Below are 16,987 nucleotides of genomic sequence, written 5' to 3' on the forward strand. Positions count from 1 at the left end.
ACGCCCCGGCCCCCGACAGCCCCGAAGCAGGTGACCATGAGCGCGACAGCAACCCGGACCCCGCGCGACTCCAGGCCGACCGAAGCGCCGCCCGATCGAGCGAGCAGCACGCGACACACGGTCAAGCCCGCGAGGGAGAGAGCGTTCTGGCGCTTTCTGACCCCGGCTCTCGCGCTCTACACCGCGCTGTTCGTGGTGCCTTCGCTCTACGGGGTCTGGGTCAGCCTGTACCGCTGGCCCGGCCCCGGCTCCGAGATGACCTGGCGCGGCCTGAAGAACTACACGTCACTGCTCGACAACGAAGCGTTCCTGTCCTCGTTCTGGAACACCCTGGTCCTGGCCGTGGGCGGGGGAGGGGCCGTCTTCGCGGTCACGTTCCTCGCCATGACCGTGCTGCGCCAGCTCAAGGGCCGGGCGTTCATCCGGGCCGTGGTGTTCCTGCCCATGATCATCTCGGCGATCGCCGTCGGTGCCGCCATCGGATTCCTCCTCAACCCCGACGGCGCCGTCAACGACATCCTCGCCGTGTTCGGGATCGACGGACTGCCCTGGCTCGGCCCCGACCTCGTGTTCCGCTGCGTCATCGCGGGCCTCGTCTGGTCCTCCACCGGCTTCTACATCGCCCTGATGATGTCCGCCGTCGACGCCATCCCCCCGCACCTCTACGAGGACGCCCACCTGAGCGGCGCCACCAAGTGGGAGCAGTTCCGGTACATCACACTCCCGTTGACGTGGGACGTCTTCTCCGTGGCCGCCGTGCTCTGGGTGGTCAACAGCCTCAAGGTGTTCGAGATCGTCCTCGCCTTCACCACCGGCGGTACGCCGGGCAACCCGCCGCTGGAGGCCCGCACGGTCGCCGTGCAGCAGTACATCTCCATCGCCGGCGGCACCACGGTCCCCGACCTGGGACAAGGAGCGGCCATGGGCGTGATCGTCGTCCTGATCACCGCAGTTCTGATCCTGCTGATCCGGCGCGTCACCCGCCGCGACCGAGTGGAGCTCTCGTGAACCCCGTCAGAAGCAACCGCGCGCCGGCCCGGATCGTCGGGGACATCCTGCTCCCCAGGCTCACCGCGATCGCCCTGTGGCTCTGGGCGGCCTTCAACCTCCTCCTGGTCGCCTGGGTCGGCCTCCAGTCGCTCAAGTCCTCGCGCGACGTCTGGATCCACCCGTTCTCCCTGCCGACCGCACCACAGTGGGCGAACTACTCCTCCGCGTGGCAGGCCGCCCAGTTCTCGAAGGCGGCCCTCAACAGCGTGCTGCTGACCGCCGTGGGCGCGTTCCTCATCGTCGCCGTCGCGGCCCCCGCCGCGTATGCGCTCGCCCGCTCGTCACGCCGTGCGGCGGGCGCCCTGACCAGCTACTTCGCGATGGGCATGAGCATTCCGCTCCAGACCCTGATCATTCCGATCGTCGTGGTCAAACTGTCCGTCAGCACCTTCATGGTGGACTGGGTGACCGGCTGGTGGGACGACCGCATCACCCTGCTCGTCTTCGAGGTCGCGCTCTCGCTGCCCTTCGCCGTCTTCGTCCTCACGGGCTACTTCCGTTCGCTGCCCGGTGAGGTCGAGGAAGCCGCCGAACTCGACGGGGCCGGCCCCCTGCGCACCTTCGTCCAGGTCATGGTCCCGCTGGCCCGGCCCGGCCCGGCATCGTCACCGTGCTGGTCCTCAACGTGATCGGCCTGTGGAACTCCACCCTGCTGGTCATGGTGATCGCGCCGGGAGAGGACGAACGCACACTGCCCGTCGCCCTGCTCAACCTCTACGGCACCATGCAGTACTCCTCCGACTGGGGCGGCATGTTCGCCGGCATCGCGATCCTCGTCTACCCGATGGTCGTCCTCTACCTGTGGTGCGGCCGCCGCATCGTCGACGGCATGACCGCGGGCATCGGCAAGTAGCCCACCACGGACCGGGCCGGCCCCTCGCCACTTGCCCCACCGCACACGTACACGTACACGCACCTCCCGTGATCCGCGCCGGACCACGACGCACCACGACTTCAGGAACCACCCCATGTGACACAGACCTTTCCCCCAGGAGGCTCCATGCACAGCAGGCGCGCCCTTCTCACCGCCGCGCTCGGCACCGCTCTGACGGTCACGCTGCCGGCCGGCACCGCGAGAGCGGCCACGGGCACGACGTACTACGTGGACTCCACCGCCGGCGACGACTCCGCGCCCGGCACCTCCACCACCACGCCGTGGCGCACCCTGACCCGGGTGAACCAGCACACCTTCCAGCCGGGCGACACGGTCCGCTTCCTCGCCGGAGGCACCTGGACCGGCCAGTTCGCCCCCAAGGGCTCCGGAGCCGAGGGCGCGCCGGTGACCGCGACCTCGTACGGCACCGGCGCCAAGCCCCACATCGCCGGCGACAACACCGTCCCCTCGGCCGTCCTCCTGGAGAACCTCAGGCACTGGACGCTCGACGGCCTGGAGATCACCAACGGCACCGGATCCACCACCTGGCGCGTCGGCGTCGAGGTCCGCGCCAAGGACATCGGCGCCGTCCCCGGCATCACCCTGCGCAACCTGTACGTCCACAAGATCGACGGCGTGGCCCAGGTCGGCTCGGGCAACATCGGCTCGGCCGGCATCCTCGTCAACGTCCGCGGCAACAGCGTCCCGACCTACTACACGGGCATGCTGATCGAGAAGAACGAGATCGCCGACACCAAGGCCTACGGCATCACCACCTGGTCCACCTGGATGCAGCGCGAGGGCTGGACCTCCCTGTGGGGCGAACTCAACATCCCCTCGGGCGAGTACGGCCCCTTCAAGCCCAGCACCGGCCTGATCATCCGCGGCAACCACGTCCACGACGTCGGCTCCGGCGGCATCAACCCCAACCAGGTCGCCGACACCCTCATCGAGTACAACACCGTGGCCCGCCCCACCTCCACCACCACCAACGTCGGCATCTGGTGGTCCGGCGCCGACCGCACCACGGTCCAGTTCAACGAGGTGTACGGAGCCCGGTTCGGCGGCCGGGGACTGGACTGCACCGCCTTCGACGCGGACGCCTCCACCCACGACAGCCTCGTGCAGTACAACTACAGCCACGACAACGGAGGCGGCTTCTTCATCTCCGTGTCGCTCGGCACCGCACCGGCCAGCGCGATCGTCCGCTACAACGTCAGCCAGAACGACGGCAACGAGATATTCACCTTCTCCACCAACACCGATGGCGTGGACGTCTACAACAACACCGTCTTCGTCGGATCCTCGCCCAGCCGCCCGCTCTACAAGATCGCGCAGGTCTACCACAACCCGAAGAACGTCACCTTCCGCAACAACCTCTTCGTCAACCAGGCGAATCTGGCCTACGACACCGCCGGGATCACCTACCGCAACAACCTGTACCAAGGCGGCCCCGTCCCGCCGGACAGCGCGGCGATCACCGGGGACCCCAAGCTGACCGCCCCCGGCGCGGCCACCTCACGCACCGATCTCACCGGCTACCGCCCGCTCTCCGGATCAGCCGCGATCGGCGCGGGTCTCGCCATCTCCGGCAACGGCGGCCGGGACATCCTGGGCGCCACCCTGCCCACCGCCGTGGCGGTCGGCGCGGTCGAGGGCCTGCCCGGCAGCTACGGCGCACCGGTCGCCTCCACCACGATGGGCACCGGCCAGGGATCCATCGCCGCCGTGGTCGACGGCAAGGAGTCGACGAGCTGGGCGAGCCCGGTCGACGTGACCCTGCCCGGCAGCATCACGATCGACTACAGGACCAACCGCCGCATCGCCTCACTCACCCTGGCCACCCACTTCGGCCAGGGCCAGGGATTCACCCGCGTCGACATCCAGACCTGGAACGGATCGGCCTGGACCACCCGACTGGCCGACGCCACCGTCACCTGGGCCGGCAACACGTCCACCGTGGAACGCCGCACCCTCACCCTGCCCACCCCCGTCGACACCTCGCAACTCCGTCTCGTCGTCAAGGCGGCCAACCGCCAATGGGGCAACATCGCCGTCAACGAACTCACGGTCGCCTGACGCGACTGGGCCGGCCGCTCCACGGAGCGGCCGGCCCGCGTCACCGGAGCGAGGGGATCCCGCTCATGGCACGCCTCAGGCGGGCAGCGCGTCTCCCGGAAAGCCGTGGCACGGGTGGACGTCGCAGCGCATCATTCCGGCGCGCACACAGGGGTCCCCGGCCATGATCTCCGTGGCTTCCTCGGCCGGGACAGTCATGATCGCGACGCCGGCCAGAGTGTCGGAGGCGACCGGACACAGGATCGCGATGACACCCTCGGCGCGCAGCGACACCATGCGCCGCTGGTGCTCGAGCTCGACGGCGTCCGCACCCTCCATGGTCCGCTCCGGCCCCCACTGAAGCAGCGCCACGCTGTACGGCTTCGCGGTCTCGGCCAGAGCCCGGATCTGTTCGTCAGTCACGGTCGCGCTCACGGTGTCTCCTTCTGCTTCCGGATGTGCCAGGCCGGCGGGGCGACGATCCTCGCGGGCCCGGGTGACGGCCTTCCGTCGACTGTCCGTCATACACCCCTGAGCCCGCCGGGGTTCGTCTGTCCCTGATATCCCACATCAGCTCGCGCCGGCTCTTCCCACGCCCGAGAACGGCCGACGGTTGATCCGACGCGGACCGGGGCCCGGAGACGGCTTGTACCCTGCACTCGTCTGACGAGCGGAGCGCGGGGGGTTCGATGAGTGACGTACAGCCGATGCGCAGCGGCAGACCGGGCCTGTCGATCGGGGTGCGCGTCATCGCCGTGGTGGTCCTCGTCGCGATCGGGGCCGTCGCCGCCTGGCTCCAGCGCGACGGTTCCGGCCGGAGTGAGCAGCCGCGTACGGAGTTCACCGCGAGCAACCCGCCGGCCGGCCTGCCCGCCGGGCTCACCACCGGCCAGCACATCCGCTGGACCCGCTGCACCTCGCCGCCCACCGCGCGCACGGACTACGACTGCGCCACGATGAAGGCCCCGCTCGACTACCGGAAACCCGACGGCAGGACGATCGACGTCGCTCTGATCCGCCGCAAGGCCACCGGCCCGAACAACCGGCGCATCGGCTCGCTCGTCCTCAACTTCGGCGGCCCAGGCGTCTCCGGCGTGAGCGGACTGCCCGAGCTCATCAACCAGTACGAGCACCTCCTCGACCGCTACGACCTGGTCTCCTTCGACCCGCGCGGCGTGGGCGCGACCATCCCCGTGCGCTGCGGGAAGACCGCGCACGACACCGGCTACGAAGGGGGAGACGCCTGCGCCGAGCACTCCGGGGCGCTCCTTCCGTACGTCGGCACCTCGCACACCGCACGCGACCTCGACCTGCTGCGCTACCTCCTCGGCGACCAGCGACTGCACTACTTCGGCGTCTCGTACGGCACCGCGCTCGGCGCGGACTACGCCCACCTGTATCCCTCGCACGTCGGACGGCTCGTCCTCGAAGCGCCCGTCGACCCGACCGAGGACTTCGACGAGAAGAAGCTGTCGCAGGTCAAGGCGGTCCAGGCGGCGTTCGACCGCTTCGCCGCGCACTGCGCGGACCGCATCCGCCACTGCCCGACCGGAAGCGGGCCCGAGGAGGCCGCGCGACGCATGGCGCGGCTGGCCGACCGCCTGGAGAAGAAGCCCGCGCCGGCCGGCGGCGGAAAGACTCTCGACGCCGACGACCTGGCGTACGCCGTCAGCGACCATCTCGACCGCGGCACGGACGGCTGGGCGCCGCTCGCGAAAGCACTCACGGCCCTGATCGACCACAACGACGGCCGTCCGCTGAACAAGGGCTCCGACACGATCGGCTCAGCCGACCGCGCGGCCACCGCGCCCGACAACAGCCGTGCCGCCCTGACCGCCATCACCTGCGCGGACTCCAGCCTGCGGCCCGACTTCGCACGCCTCGACAAGGACGAGGCACGCATCAAGGCCGCCTCACCCGTGTTCGGCGCGGCCTGGTCCACGGGCATCTACCTCTGCTACGACTGGCCGTTCGACGGCGAGCGCGCCACGCCCCAGGTGGACGCCGACGGCGCGGCGCCCGTACTCGTGGTCGGCGGCACCGGCGACCCCACCACCCCGTACCCCGGCGCACGCCACATGGCCCGCGCCCTGGGCGAGAGGGTCGGCGTGCTCCTGACGGCCGAGGAAGAGGGCCACGGCAGCTACCCGCAGAACCGCTGCGTCATGAAGACCGTCGACCACTACCTCCGCACGGGCCGCAGCCCGGCGGTGGGGACGGTGTGCCGGGGCAGCATGTCCTGAGGCCCGTCCCGGGCCGCCTCGGGCGGCTCATCTCGGCGGGTCCTCACCCGTGAGCCCGTCCACGGATTCACGGATCAGGTCGGCGTGACCGGAGTGGCGGGCGTACTTCTCGACGAGGTCGAGGAGAATCCGGCGCAGGTTGGGGCGTTCGCCGCTGCGGGTGGTGCGGGCGCCGAGCTGGTCCAGGCCGCCGTGGCTGAGAGCCTCGTCGACGAGGACGCGGCACCGACGGGCGAGTCGAGCCACAACCGGGCGAAGTGGCTGTCCTCGACGTGCGCCAGGTGTTTGAGCAGGCCGCCCAGAGTGATGACGGACGCGCCGAGTGTGGCGCGCAGGCCGGCGGCGTCCAGGCCGGAACACTTCCACGCCAGTGTGGCGCGCTGCCGTTCGAGGGCGCCGAGGACGGCTGCCGCCTCAGAACCGGCGAGCGGAGGCTCCGGCCACGTCTCGGAACTGCTCGTGCTGAAGGAGGTCAAGCCGGCTCCCTTGCAAGAGGTCGGTATCGGTCGGGCCGGCGCGGATCAGGTTGGTTCCCTGCCGAGGATCCTGCACGCCTTCGCGCCGCAGGTCTCGGGCATCGGGGAGGATGATCCTGCAATGCGAGAACCAGCAAGGCGGGGAAATGTGCACGCGAGCGGACAAAGCGAGCGAAGGAAGCGCGGGCGGGCCGGTCGAGCTCTGTGCGGACGGCCTTCAGTACTACTCGGACGCGCTGCGGAACAGGCCGACCCCCGATGACTGTCCACGCTGTCTGCTCGACCTGGGCCTCGTCCAGCGCCTGCCCGACGGGACCCTGACCCCGATCCCCCCGCAACTGGCGGCCGGCGCGCGGATGCACACCATGGAACGCGCCATCGAGGAGAAGAAGAACGCACTGGCGGCCGTGCGGGCCGCCGTCGCCCAGGCGCAGGAGATCTACCTGGACAGTTACGGCAAGGGCGAATCGCATCTGATCCGCGCCGTGCAGGGCGCCGGCACGATCAGCGTCACCCTCTCGGCGGCGGTGCACGCCTGCCAGGAGGAACTGCTGACGGCCCAGCCCGGCGGGGGCCGGCCCCAGGAACTGCTGGACAAGGCGCTCGCCAGCGATCTCGAGGCGATCGAGCGGGGCGTGTCCCAGCGGACGATCTACCAGCACACCATCCGCTCGCACCAGGCCACCCTCGCGTACGTCGAGCGCATCACCGGGGCGGGCGGCGAGGTACGGACCCTGGACGAGGTCTTCGACCGGCTGATCGTCTGCGACCGCAGGATCGCCTTCATCCCCGACCCCGGCTCGGAACGCTCCGACCTCGCGCTCGTCGTGGAACACCCCGGCGTGGTCCGCTACTTGGCGGGGATCTTCGAGCACGCCTGGCAGCGCGCGGCACCCCTGCACAGCTTCCCCGGCACCCGACTGCCTCCGCTGCTCACGGACGAGGTACGCCGGACGATCCTGCGGCACATGGTCAACGGCCACACGGACGAGGCGATCGCGACGCGGCTCGGCATGAGCACCCGTAGCGTGGCCAACCACATGCGGTGGGCAGCGGAGCTGTTCGGCAGCCGCAGCCGCGCGCAGCTGGCGTACCTGATCGCCAAGAGCGGCTTCCTGGACGACGACGTGGCGCACTGACCGGGTGGGACGCGGGCGGGAGAGACACGGCTTCTCCTCCCGCTCGGTGTCATGTACCTTGTGCGCTCAGCACCACGTCCCGCGCGGCCGTCTCCAGGCCGTCGCAGCGCGCAGACAGGTTGGTTCCCCGTCGCGCCACGCAGGACCCCGGCCCGGGTGTGACCCCGGTGGTCCGGCCCCGTCTTCCTTCGCGTGCGACCCGCGCCGTTCGGTCTTCGTCCGGTGCGGGCTCGTACGTCATGGCGCGTCCCTTCCCTCGATCCGAAAGGACCCCTCATGAAGTACCGCGTCATCGGAAGCTCGCCCGCGACCCGTCGTGAGGTCAGTATGCTGAGCCTCGGCGCCATGACGTTCGGCACCCTCGTCGACGAGGCCACCTCCTTCGCGATCCTCGACCGGTTCGTCGAGGCCGGCGGCACGTTCATCGACACCTCCAACAACTACGCGTTCTGGGTGAACGGCACGCAGGGAGGCGAGAGCGAGGAGCTGGTGGGACGCTGGCTGAGGAGCCGGGGCGTCGGCGACGAGATCACCGTCGCCACCAAGGTGGGAGCCCGCCCCAACCGGCCCACCACAGGCTTCAGCAAGGACGTCGAGGGCCTGTCCGCCAAGGTCGTCCGCGAGTCCGCCGAACGCAGCCGCGAACGCCTCGGCATCGAGAAGATCCACCTGCTGTACGCGCACATCATGGACGAGCACACCCCGCTGGAAGAGACCGTCCAGGGCTTCGCCGACGTGGTCGCGGACGGTGTGGCCGGGCTGCTCGGCGCGAGCAACCACTGGGCCTGGCGCGTCGAACGCGCCCGCGTCATCGCCGCGGCGGCGGGCGTGCCCGGCTACGAGGTGCTCCAGCACCACCACAGCTACCTGCGCCAGCGCACCGATCTGCCGAGCCTGCGCTCGCCCGACGGCAACCAGGGCCTGGTCAGTGGTGACCTGCTGAGCTACCTGCGCGCCAACCCGGAGCTCACGCAGGTCGCGTACTCGCCGCTGATCGCGGGCGCCTACGTACGGGACGACAAGCCGCTCGGCCCGGGCTTCGAGCACGCGGGCACCCAGCCACGTCTGAAGGCGATCCGCGAAGTGGCGGCTCAGACCGGCGCCACCGTCAACCAGGTGGTGCTTTCCTGGCTGATGGGCGGCGCCATCCCGGTTCTCCCCCTCATCGGTGCCTCGTCGGTGGCCCAACTGGACGAGAACCTGGGCGCTGTCGACCTCGAACTGACCGCGGAGCAGCGGGCGAAGCTCGACTCCGTCAACTGACGACCGGGCCCTACGGCCGGCGCGGGGGAGCGGAGAGGAAGTCCAGGACCAGCCGGCCGGCGAGGGTCCGGGCTTCCTCGAAGTAGGCGTGACGGGCGCCGGGGATCAGGTGGAGCCGGGCGTCGGGGATCCGGTCGGCCAGCAGCGGCGCGTTGGCCGTCGGGCGTGTGGTGCGGACCCGGGTGCTCGGCGAGCCAGTGGGGTGTGTACATGAGTTCCAGCAGGGCTTGCCGTGCGGCTTCGGGCCGGGGCTGGGCGAGGGCCCGGCGGACGTCGTTGTCGCGTTCGACACTGTGCGGGCCGCCGGGTGAAGTGCAGCCGAGAATCAGGGAGTTGACCCGGTGCGGGTGGCGGGCGGCGAGTTGCTGGGCCACCCGGCCGCCCATCGACGTGCCGTAGACGTCGGCCCGGTCGATGCCGAGGTCGTCGAGGACGGCGACGACGTCCTGGGCGAACAGTTCGGTGCTGTGGGCGGTGTCGGGCTTGTCGCTGTCGCCGGTGCCGCGGTAGTCGAGCGTGAGGGTGCTGCGGACGGAGTGGAAGTCGTCGCGGACCGAGTTCCACCAGCGGTGGTTGTTGGCCTGGCCGGCCAGCAGGACGAGTGGCGCTCCGTCGCCCTGGACCTGGTAGGCGATGCGGGTCCCGTCGGGGGTCGTGGTGTACGTCATCGTCGGTCCAGGGCGCCCGCGACGAAGTCGTCGTGCTGGACGTGGACGAACAGGCCGAACAGCGCGGCGGACAAGGCCGGAACGGCGGCAGCCCAGGCCGGAAGACGTGATCGGAGAGTCATCCCGGCATCGTTGCATGCCGCCGCCACGCCTGCCGCCCCGACCAGGTGCGATCGCTGGGGCAGGTAGGTCAGTGGTGGGGCAGGGAGCCGACCAGGCCGCCGTCGATCACGAGGTCCTGGCCGGTGATGTAGGAGGCGTCGGCCGAGGCGAGGAAGGCGACGGCGGCGGCGACATCGGCGGCGTGGCCGACGGTGCCGAGGGGGACCTGTGCGGCATTGCGGGCGTCGGCGTCGGGGTCGGTGTTGGCGCCGCGGTACATCTCGGTGTCGATGTAGCCGGGGCTGACGGAGTTGACGCGGATGCCGCGTGGGGCCAGGTCGGAGCCGAGGGTGCGGGCCAGGTTGTGCACGGCGGCCTTGGTCGCCGAGTAGACGGAGGCCACGGGCAGGCCGCGGTGCAGCGTCCAGGAGGCGTTGAGGACGATCGCGCCGCTGTCCTTCAGCAGCGGCAGCGCCTTTTGGATCGTGAAGAAGACGCCCTTGAAGTTGACGTCGGTGGAGTGGTCGAAGTCGGCTTCGGTGATCTCGGCGCCGGGCTTGAAGACGCCGGTGCCCGCGTTGGCGAAGACCGCGTCCAGACTGCCCCGCCAGGTCTCGACCCGCCGCATCAGCGCGTCCAGATCAGCCAGCACGGCGACGTCGGCCCGGACTGTCAACACGCGTTCTGCCGCGTCGAGTTCGGCGGCCGCCTTCTCGAGGCGGGCCTCGTCGCGCCCGGTGATGACGACGTAGGCGCCCTCGTCGAGCAGGCGTCGGGCGGTGGCCAGGCCCATGCCCGAGGTGCCGCCGGTGATCAGGACCGTGTGGTCCGTGAATCGCTTCATGCCGACGATCCTGCGCGGCCGGCCACGGCCCTGACAGTGCGGGACGAACCTGGGTCTGCCACCACCACCCTCACACCCCGGCCTACCCGACCGCGGCAGCCTGCAGGAGGGCGTCCAGTCGCTCCTGTGTGCCCGAACCGTTCGTCGGCGTGTGCAGCATGAGGCGGTGTCCGGGCAGCTCCGGGAGGGTCAACGCGGTGTAGGTGAAGGAGAGTTCACCGGCATCCGGATGAAGGACGGTCTTGGCCCCACTGACGGCATCGCGGACGGTGTGCTCCGCCCACAGCTCGGCGAACTCCGGGCTGACGGCGCACATGTCGGCCGCGATCCGGCCGAACTCCGGGTCGTCCGGGTAGCGGGCCGCGTCCGCCCGGAACTGCCCGACGATGGACTCGGCGGCGTCCCGCCAATGGCACAGCGACGACCGGTACCGGGCGCCGGTGAAGAAGGTGACCAGACAGTTGTGATCGTGCTCGCGGTAGCCGAAGACCAGCTCGGCGGCGCGGTTGACCGCGATCAGGTTCCAGTGCGGGTCGATGAGATACGCCGGACGCGGCAGCCAGGAGTCGATCACCTGGCGCAGCGCGTCGGAGACGACACGGCCCGCCACCGGAAGCGCCCGTGGCGGATTCAGCCCGGCCAGCAGATACAGGTGCTCGCGCTCGGTGCCGTCCAGGCGCAGCACCCGTGCGATGGAGTCCAGCACGTCCGCGGACACATTGATCTCGCGCCCCTGCTCCAGCCACGTGTACCAGGACACCCCGACCCCGGCGAGCACCGCGACCTCCTCGCGACGCAGCCCGGGGGTCCGGCGCGAGCGGACGTCACCGACAGCCAACCCGGCCTCGGTCGGCGAGACTCGGGCCCGCCGTGACCGCAGGAACTCCCGTATCTCGGCGGTACGTCGTGCCCGCGCCTCGGCGGAAAGCCGGCTGATCTCCATACGGGCATCCTAGGCATGTGCCTGCTCAGCCGGTGAAGCCGATGCTCTGTCGCCAGCTGAGCTCGTCGGTGCCCGCATCGCCGGGCGACCGGAAGACGACCCGGTATCCGGTCAACGAGAAGCGCGTCGTCCGCCACGCGTCGATGCCCTCGGTGGTGTCGGTTTCCCACTCATCGAGGTCGCCGCTGCTGACACCGGCGATCACCACCTCGGCCGGCTCTCCCGCGTGGCAGCCGGAGCTGTACCCGGCGACGAGCGCGACGGTGTCCCCGTACGCGCTCAGCTCGGCGCCGCAGTCGGAATCCCCGTGCGGGTAGAGGAGTTTGGGCGCGGACCAGGGGCCGCCCTTGGTGCGCTGGTGGCGCTCGTACAGCCCCTCGTCCGTGAACCGCGCCGACACACGGCGCCCGTCCTCCAGCTCGATCACCCCGTTCCAGCCGATCCGCTCGGCCGTGGAGGTCTGACCGGGCCACTCGGCACACACCGTCCACACCCCCGCCAGCGCCATCGCCAGCGCACCCGTCGCCACGACACGCGACCGACGCATGGTGACACCTCGCCCTCTTCCGTCACATCAGTGTGGGGAAACACGCAGCTGGCCGTCGGCCCGGTTCCTGGCTCAGAGGTCGTAGCAGGCGTAGGCGCCCTCGGCGTCGCGGGCGATCCGGTCCGAGCCCCAGCAGTGGAGCATCGGCGCGACGCGGTACAGGGCGGCGCCACCGGCAATGAGGGCAAGGGCGGCGAGTACGACGGTCACGATCCGCATGACGGCCATCCGCCGTACGAGCCACCAGGCCCCGGCGATCGCAAGCGTCCCCAGCCCGAGCATGACCACCGAGATCGGCGCGGTGTTGTTCTGGATGCCGGGGAAGCGGTCCGGGTGCGTGACCTGTTGGACGGCGGCGAAGGCGAAGAAGAAGAGCAGCGGCCCCAGCAGCAGCAGTCCGACGGAGCCGGCCCCGCGAGCGACCGCTCGGCCCCGGCTCCGCGGACTTCCCGACGTCGCGGCGGTATCCGCGCGCACGAGACGCCGGTCCAGGACGGCCCGGAGCCGGTCCACATCCTCCGGGGCCGCCACGGCCCGCTTGGGAAGGACGGCGAGGCCGACGGAGGAACGGTCGGCGCTGAGAAGCACGAACAGCTCCAGCGTCTCGACGTAGCGCGCGTACAGGTGCCAGCTGTGGCTGGTCGAGCTGTGCGCGGTGGCGAGCCGGATTCCCGTGTCGTCGACCGTCCCGTGGATGTCGCCCTGTCGCTCCGCGAGTTGGTGGAGGCGGCACGCCTGCAACCACGGCATCGCCGTGGCGAGGGCGACGAAGCCCACCACGCCCGCGTACAGCGGCCACGGGGTGTCCCGGTGGCCGGAGCCGGCCGCCGACAGCAGAACACCGACGGCCGTGACCGCCACCGTCCAGATCAGTGCCCGGCGCTGAACACGCCCCGCCCTCGTGATGCGGGCGCGAGCCCGCAGCGCGGACGTCAGTTCGCTGATGGTCGGCCGGTAGGCCAGCTCCACCGGTCTCTCGGCGACCGCGTCCGCTTCCCGGCCCTCGGCCATGTCCCCTCCCCGGTTCGGTGATCAACCGGATCGTAGAGGTCCCCTCGAAGATCCGAGCTCGCGGGAGGCGAGACGGCTCAGCGGTGTTCGGGGTTCTCGAAATCGAAGCGGCAACCGGCGTCCCACTCGGAGCGCTGGTTCCCGTGCGCCGGAATGCCGCCTGCGTCCTTGAGCATGCGGGCCAGGTGGAGCTGGTTCCAGGTCATGAAGGTGGTGTTGCGGTTGGTGAAGTCGTTCTCCGGCCCGCCGGAGCCGGGGTCGAGGTAGGACGGGCCGGGACCGGCCGGGCCGACCCAGCCCGCGTCGGCCTGCGGCGGGATCACGTACCCGAGGTGCTGGAGGCTGTAGAGGACGTTCATCGCGCAGTGCTTGGCGCCGTCCTCGTTGCCGGTGATCAAGCAGCCGCCCACGCGCCCGTAATACGCGTACTGGCCGCGGTCGTTGAGGATCGACGAGCAGGCGTACAGGCGCTCGATCACCTTTTTCATGACCGAGGAGTTGTCGCCCAGCCATACGGGTCCGGCCAAGGTGAGGATGTCGGCGGCCATCACCTTCTCGTAGACGGCGGGCCACTCGTCGGTCTCCCACCCGTGCTCGGTCATGTCGGGCCACACGCCGGTCGCGAGGTCGAGGTCCACCGCCCGCAGCACCTCGACCTCGACGCCCTGCCGCTCCATGATGCCGGTGCTGATGTCGATCAGCCCCTGAGTGTGGCTGCGCTCCGGCGACCGCTTGAGCGTGCAATTGATCACCAGAGCGCGGAGATCACGGTAGGACGTGGCGGTGTCGTTCATCGATGCGTCCCCTCGCGGGCGAGTGAGTGGTCCGGTGGCGCAGCACGCCCGGGCTGCCGATGCCACGACAGCTCCGGGTCGGTTCCGCCGACAATTCCACCCACTCTCTCGCGTCGCGGAGCGAAGGGGTGGAGCGCCGCACGCGAGGTGGAGAAGCAGTGCTCTTGATCACTCAGGTGGCCCCGCCCCGACAGCGCGGGGGAGTCCTGCCGGCCGGTCCAGGGGCTGAAGGGTTCTCATCGACACCACCGAGATCCGCGGCCCCTGCCTCGGCCCCGTGCTCAGAGCTCGCCGCGCCGTGCGAGCTGCCTCAGCGCGTTCTCACGGATGATCTCGTCCTCGTCGTCACGCAGCCCCTCAAGAACTTCCCGGGCCTGCCTGCCGGGGAGGGCGCCGAGAGCCCAGATCGCCTTCACCGCGAGGGCCCGGTTCTCGTCCCAGTCCAGGTGCTCGGGAACCCAGTGGGTCGCCAGGACCAGCGTCGGCAAGGTCTCGGGGGAGCGGAGCCTGGCCAGCGTGGACACGATGTCCTCGTGCTCCCTGTGCCATTCGGCGGGGAACAGCACGGTCAGAGGTTCCAGGAAGTCATCGGGCGGGGCGCCGGCGGCGGCCTTGATGATCAATGCCATCTCGACGTCGTCGGCGTCCCGGCGCTCCATGGCGTCCCGGAGCAGCCGGAGCGCCAAGGCCCCGCCGTCGGTCTCGCCGAAGTGGGCGAGCACTTCGTCGATCGTGCGCGTCGGCGGCGAGCCCGGTGCAAACACGAGGCCCATCACCAGGTCCTGCTCCTCGGGGGACATCGTTTGACCGCCTCCTCTGCGTCCTGCAGTGGGAATCTGAGTGTGCAAGCCGGGCAGGACCGGGACCCGGGGCCGCACGATCACGAATGGGTCGACCGGCTCGCGCCGATGGCGGTCTCGATGTGTGCGAGCTGGGCGGCGAGGATCTCCTCGAACGCGGCGCGGCGGTCCGCCCCGAGCGGGCGGACGTCACGGGCGAAGTGGGCCAGGGTGGGGAAGCGTTCGGGGTCGGCGCCGAGTACCGCGACGCGGAACAGTTCCATGCCCTGCTCGTGCTCTTCCGCGGTGATGGTGCTGACTCCGGCTTCGGAGGCGATCAGCGCGGAGATGAGGACCGCGAGCCGGTGGTAGTGCGCCGGGATCTCCTCGTCGGGCAGCCCGGCCACGCGCAGGGCCTGCAACACCTCTTCCATGACCATGCGGGAGCCGGCGCCGCCTGACGCGTATCGCCCCCAGATCGCGGCGAGTTGGGGTTGCTGACCGAAGGCCTCTCTCACGCGAAGAGCCAGGGCGGTGAGGCGCTGCCGCCAGTCATCCTGGGCGCGGTAGCCGTCCATGGAGGCCAGGAGGATCCGGTCGGCGACCGCGCGCAGCAGTTCGGTCTTGCTGCGGAAGTGCCGGTAGAGGCTGGAGGAATCGGTCCCCAGGGTCGCGGCGAGCTTGCGCACGCTGAACGACTCCGCGTCGCTCGTGCGCAGCAACTCCGCTGCCGCGTCCAGGATCTCCTCCGTCGCCCAACGCCTTCGACCTGCCATTTCGCCCCTCTCGTCAGGCCCAACTCTAGCCTATGCACTTGGTGTTGCACGCGGTGCGTGCATAATGAGGACGTGGGCAGGGCGAGCACGCCGGCAGCACGTGGGCCGACATGCCACGCGTGCCCAGCCGCCCGAACCGGGCGTCCGGATCGGAGCTCACCTCGAGCCATGCGAAAGGAAGCCTGTCGTGAGGAACTCACTGGACCTGGCGGCGCTGGACGCGGCCATCGAGAACGTCCACCGCGCCGGGATGCCGGGCCTGTTCGCCGAGGTACTGGACGGCGACCAGGTCTGGCGCGGCGCCGCGGGCGTCGCGGATGTCGCCACCGGCCGCCCCGTGACCGCCGGCATGCGGCACCGAGTCGGCAGCATCACGAAGACCTTCGTCTCCGCCGCGATCCTGCACCTGGCCGAGGCCGGCCGGATCGGGCTCGACACACCGATCGGCCGGTACCTCCCCGAGCTGGTCCCCGGGGAACGCGGTGACGCGATCACGGTCGAAATGCTGATCAACCATACGAGCGGCCTCGCCGAGTACCTCCCGTACGCCTACCCCTCCCTCAAGGCGCTCCCCGCCGTCGCCGACACCAGCCCCCAGAGCCTGGACGACCTCCGCTTCACGCATTTCGACCCCCTCGAACTGATCGAGATGGGGGTCACCGCACCCGCCGTCGGCACACCCGGCGGCGCTCCGGGGGTGTACTCCAACACCAACTACCTGCTCCTCGGCCAGCTCCTGGAACAGGTGACCGGCACCGCGGCCGAGCAGTACATCACCCGGAACGTCATCGAGCGCGCCGGGCTCCGGGACACCGGGTTCCCCGCAGGACCGTACGTCGGCGAGCCTCACTCGCAGCTCTACGAGGCGTGGTTCGGCATGATCGACCCACCGCGCGACTACAGCGTCTACGACATGTCCTGGACGGCCCCGGCGGCCTCGCTGATCTCGACCGTCGCGGACCTCAACCGCTTCTACCGCCTGCTGCTGGCCGGCGAGATCGTCAGCCCGGCGTCACTGGCGCGGATGCAGCGCACCGGCCCGGTCATCTCCCACGCGGGCACGATGATCGAGTACGGACTCGGCCTCTACCCGATGAAGGAGCCGGGGCAGCCCACGTTCTGGGGCAACGGCGGCTCGGTCTGGGGCGGCGGTGCGCTGGCCATGATCCGGGTCGACGGTGAGCGGCAGATGGCCGTCGCGGTGAACATGCAGCGGTGGAACAGACTCGACTCCTCCGGCAACCCCCAGCCCCACCCCATCGACGCCGCCCTTGAGGCTCTGTACCGCGTGGCGATGTACGGCTGACCGGCCCGCCACCGACACCGCAAGCCGAGTGAGGCGGCGCGGCCACTGCCGACCCGGCGGCTGTCCGAGCCCACAACTCAACAGACGAGCGTCACATCGCAGAATTGGAGTCCC

17 protein-coding genes and 2 pseudogenes are annotated in these 16,987 nt (G+C 70.3%); 8 read left to right on the top strand and 11 right to left on the bottom strand.

Features of this window, described 5'->3' with window-relative positions; all coding sequences use genetic code 11:
• Positions 1-36 precede the first annotated feature (36 nt).
• From IAG42_RS34815 to IAG42_RS34830, 4 genes are all read left to right on the top strand, one after another.
• Positions 37-1,008: a carbohydrate ABC transporter permease gene (locus tag IAG42_RS34815; protein ID WP_188340931.1), complete on the top strand. Its 972-nt coding sequence runs from the start codon at positions 37-39 to the stop codon at positions 1,006-1,008.
• Positions 1,005-1,679: a carbohydrate ABC transporter permease gene (locus IAG42_RS34820; protein ID WP_188340932.1), complete on the top strand. Its 675-nt coding sequence runs from the start codon at positions 1,005-1,007 to the stop codon at positions 1,677-1,679. Before IAG42_RS34815 ends, IAG42_RS34820 begins: the two co-directional genes overlap by 4 nt.
• Complete coding sequence (locus IAG42_RS34825) at positions 1,661-1,903, top strand: ABC transporter permease family protein (protein ID WP_188340933.1); 243 nt, start codon at positions 1,661-1,663, stop codon at positions 1,901-1,903. Before IAG42_RS34820 ends, IAG42_RS34825 begins: the two co-directional genes overlap by 19 nt.
• A gap of 147 nt (positions 1,904-2,050) precedes the next feature.
• On the top strand, positions 2,051-4,003 hold the full coding sequence (locus tag IAG42_RS34830) for a discoidin domain-containing protein (protein ID WP_188340934.1): 1,953 nt from the start codon (positions 2,051-2,053) through the stop codon (positions 4,001-4,003).
• A 75-nt stretch (positions 4,004-4,078) separates the two neighbouring features.
• Here IAG42_RS34830 and IAG42_RS34835 read toward each other — a convergent pair whose 3' ends face one another.
• Positions 4,079-4,417, bottom strand: a complete 339-nt coding sequence (locus tag IAG42_RS34835; protein ID WP_188340935.1) for a YciI family protein — start codon at positions 4,415-4,417, stop codon at positions 4,079-4,081.
• Positions 4,418-4,671: 254 nt separating this feature from the next.
• Between IAG42_RS34835 and IAG42_RS34840 the strand changes: the two genes are divergently transcribed.
• Complete coding sequence (locus IAG42_RS34840) at positions 4,672-6,225, top strand: alpha/beta hydrolase (RefSeq protein WP_188340936.1); 1,554 nt, start codon at positions 4,672-4,674, stop codon at positions 6,223-6,225.
• 27 nt (positions 6,226-6,252) lie between these two features.
• Here the strand turns inward: IAG42_RS34840 and IAG42_RS38645 are convergent.
• Positions 6,253-6,701, bottom strand: a pseudogene (locus IAG42_RS38645) (mycothiol transferase).
• Positions 6,702-6,847: 146 nt separating this feature from the next.
• Here IAG42_RS38645 and IAG42_RS34850 point away from each other — a divergent pair.
• Both IAG42_RS34850 and IAG42_RS34855 read left to right on the top strand, forming a co-directional pair.
• Positions 6,848-7,840 (top strand): LuxR C-terminal-related transcriptional regulator, encoded by a 993-nt coding sequence (locus tag IAG42_RS34850; protein ID WP_223206305.1) that lies wholly within the window; start codon positions 6,848-6,850, stop codon positions 7,838-7,840.
• Between the two features lie 276 nt (positions 7,841-8,116).
• Complete coding sequence (locus IAG42_RS34855; protein ID WP_188340938.1) at positions 8,117-9,103, top strand: aldo/keto reductase; 987 nt, start codon at positions 8,117-8,119, stop codon at positions 9,101-9,103.
• 10 nt (positions 9,104-9,113) lie between these two features.
• On the opposite strand, the pseudogene IAG42_RS34860 reads toward IAG42_RS34855, so the two are convergent.
• The 9 genes and pseudogenes from IAG42_RS34860 to IAG42_RS34895 all read right to left on the bottom strand — a co-directional run bounded on the left by IAG42_RS34860 (position 9,114) and on the right by IAG42_RS34895 (position 15,567).
• Positions 9,114-9,771, bottom strand: a pseudogene (locus IAG42_RS34860) (alpha/beta fold hydrolase).
• On the bottom strand, positions 9,768-9,893 hold the full coding sequence (locus tag IAG42_RS38405; RefSeq protein ID WP_262928324.1) for a hypothetical protein: 126 nt from the start codon (positions 9,891-9,893) through the stop codon (positions 9,768-9,770). Before IAG42_RS38405 ends, IAG42_RS34860 begins: the two are co-directional and overlap by 4 nt.
• Before the next feature lie 68 nt (positions 9,894-9,961).
• Positions 9,962-10,717 carry an SDR family oxidoreductase gene (locus IAG42_RS34865; protein ID WP_188340939.1) on the bottom strand — a complete coding sequence of 252 codons (756 nt, stop codon included), beginning with the start codon at positions 10,715-10,717 and terminating at the stop codon, positions 9,962-9,964.
• Between the two features lie 82 nt (positions 10,718-10,799).
• Complete coding sequence (locus IAG42_RS34870; protein WP_188340940.1) at positions 10,800-11,660, bottom strand: helix-turn-helix transcriptional regulator; 861 nt, start codon at positions 11,658-11,660, stop codon at positions 10,800-10,802.
• Between the two features lie 25 nt (positions 11,661-11,685).
• On the bottom strand, positions 11,686-12,207 hold the full coding sequence (locus IAG42_RS34875; RefSeq protein WP_188340941.1) for a hypothetical protein: 522 nt from the start codon (positions 12,205-12,207) through the stop codon (positions 11,686-11,688).
• A gap of 72 nt (positions 12,208-12,279) precedes the next feature.
• Positions 12,280-13,218, bottom strand: coding sequence for a YcxB family protein (locus tag IAG42_RS34880; protein ID WP_188340942.1), 939 nt, complete (start codon positions 13,216-13,218; stop codon positions 12,280-12,282).
• A 77-nt stretch (positions 13,219-13,295) separates the two neighbouring features.
• Positions 13,296-14,012 carry a flavodoxin family protein gene (locus IAG42_RS34885; protein WP_188340943.1) on the bottom strand — a complete coding sequence of 239 codons (717 nt, stop codon included), beginning with the start codon at positions 14,010-14,012 and terminating at the stop codon, positions 13,296-13,298.
• Between the two features lie 281 nt (positions 14,013-14,293).
• A complete protein-coding gene (locus IAG42_RS34890; RefSeq protein WP_188340944.1) occupies positions 14,294-14,812 on the bottom strand; it encodes a HEAT repeat domain-containing protein in 519 nt (172 codons plus the stop codon).
• 80 nt (positions 14,813-14,892) lie between these two features.
• Positions 14,893-15,567: a TetR/AcrR family transcriptional regulator gene (locus IAG42_RS34895; protein ID WP_188340945.1), complete on the bottom strand. Its 675-nt coding sequence runs from the start codon at positions 15,565-15,567 to the stop codon at positions 14,893-14,895.
• A gap of 187 nt (positions 15,568-15,754) precedes the next feature.
• Here IAG42_RS34895 and IAG42_RS34900 point away from each other — a divergent pair, with 187 nt between their 5' ends.
• On the top strand, positions 15,755-16,873 hold the full coding sequence (locus tag IAG42_RS34900) for a serine hydrolase domain-containing protein (protein WP_223206306.1): 1,119 nt from the start codon (positions 15,755-15,757) through the stop codon (positions 16,871-16,873).
• Positions 16,874-16,987 lie beyond the last annotated feature (114 nt).

Source organism: Streptomyces xanthii (assembly GCF_014621695.1).
GTDB lineage: Bacteria > Actinomycetota > Actinomycetes > Streptomycetales > Streptomycetaceae > Streptomyces > Streptomyces xanthii.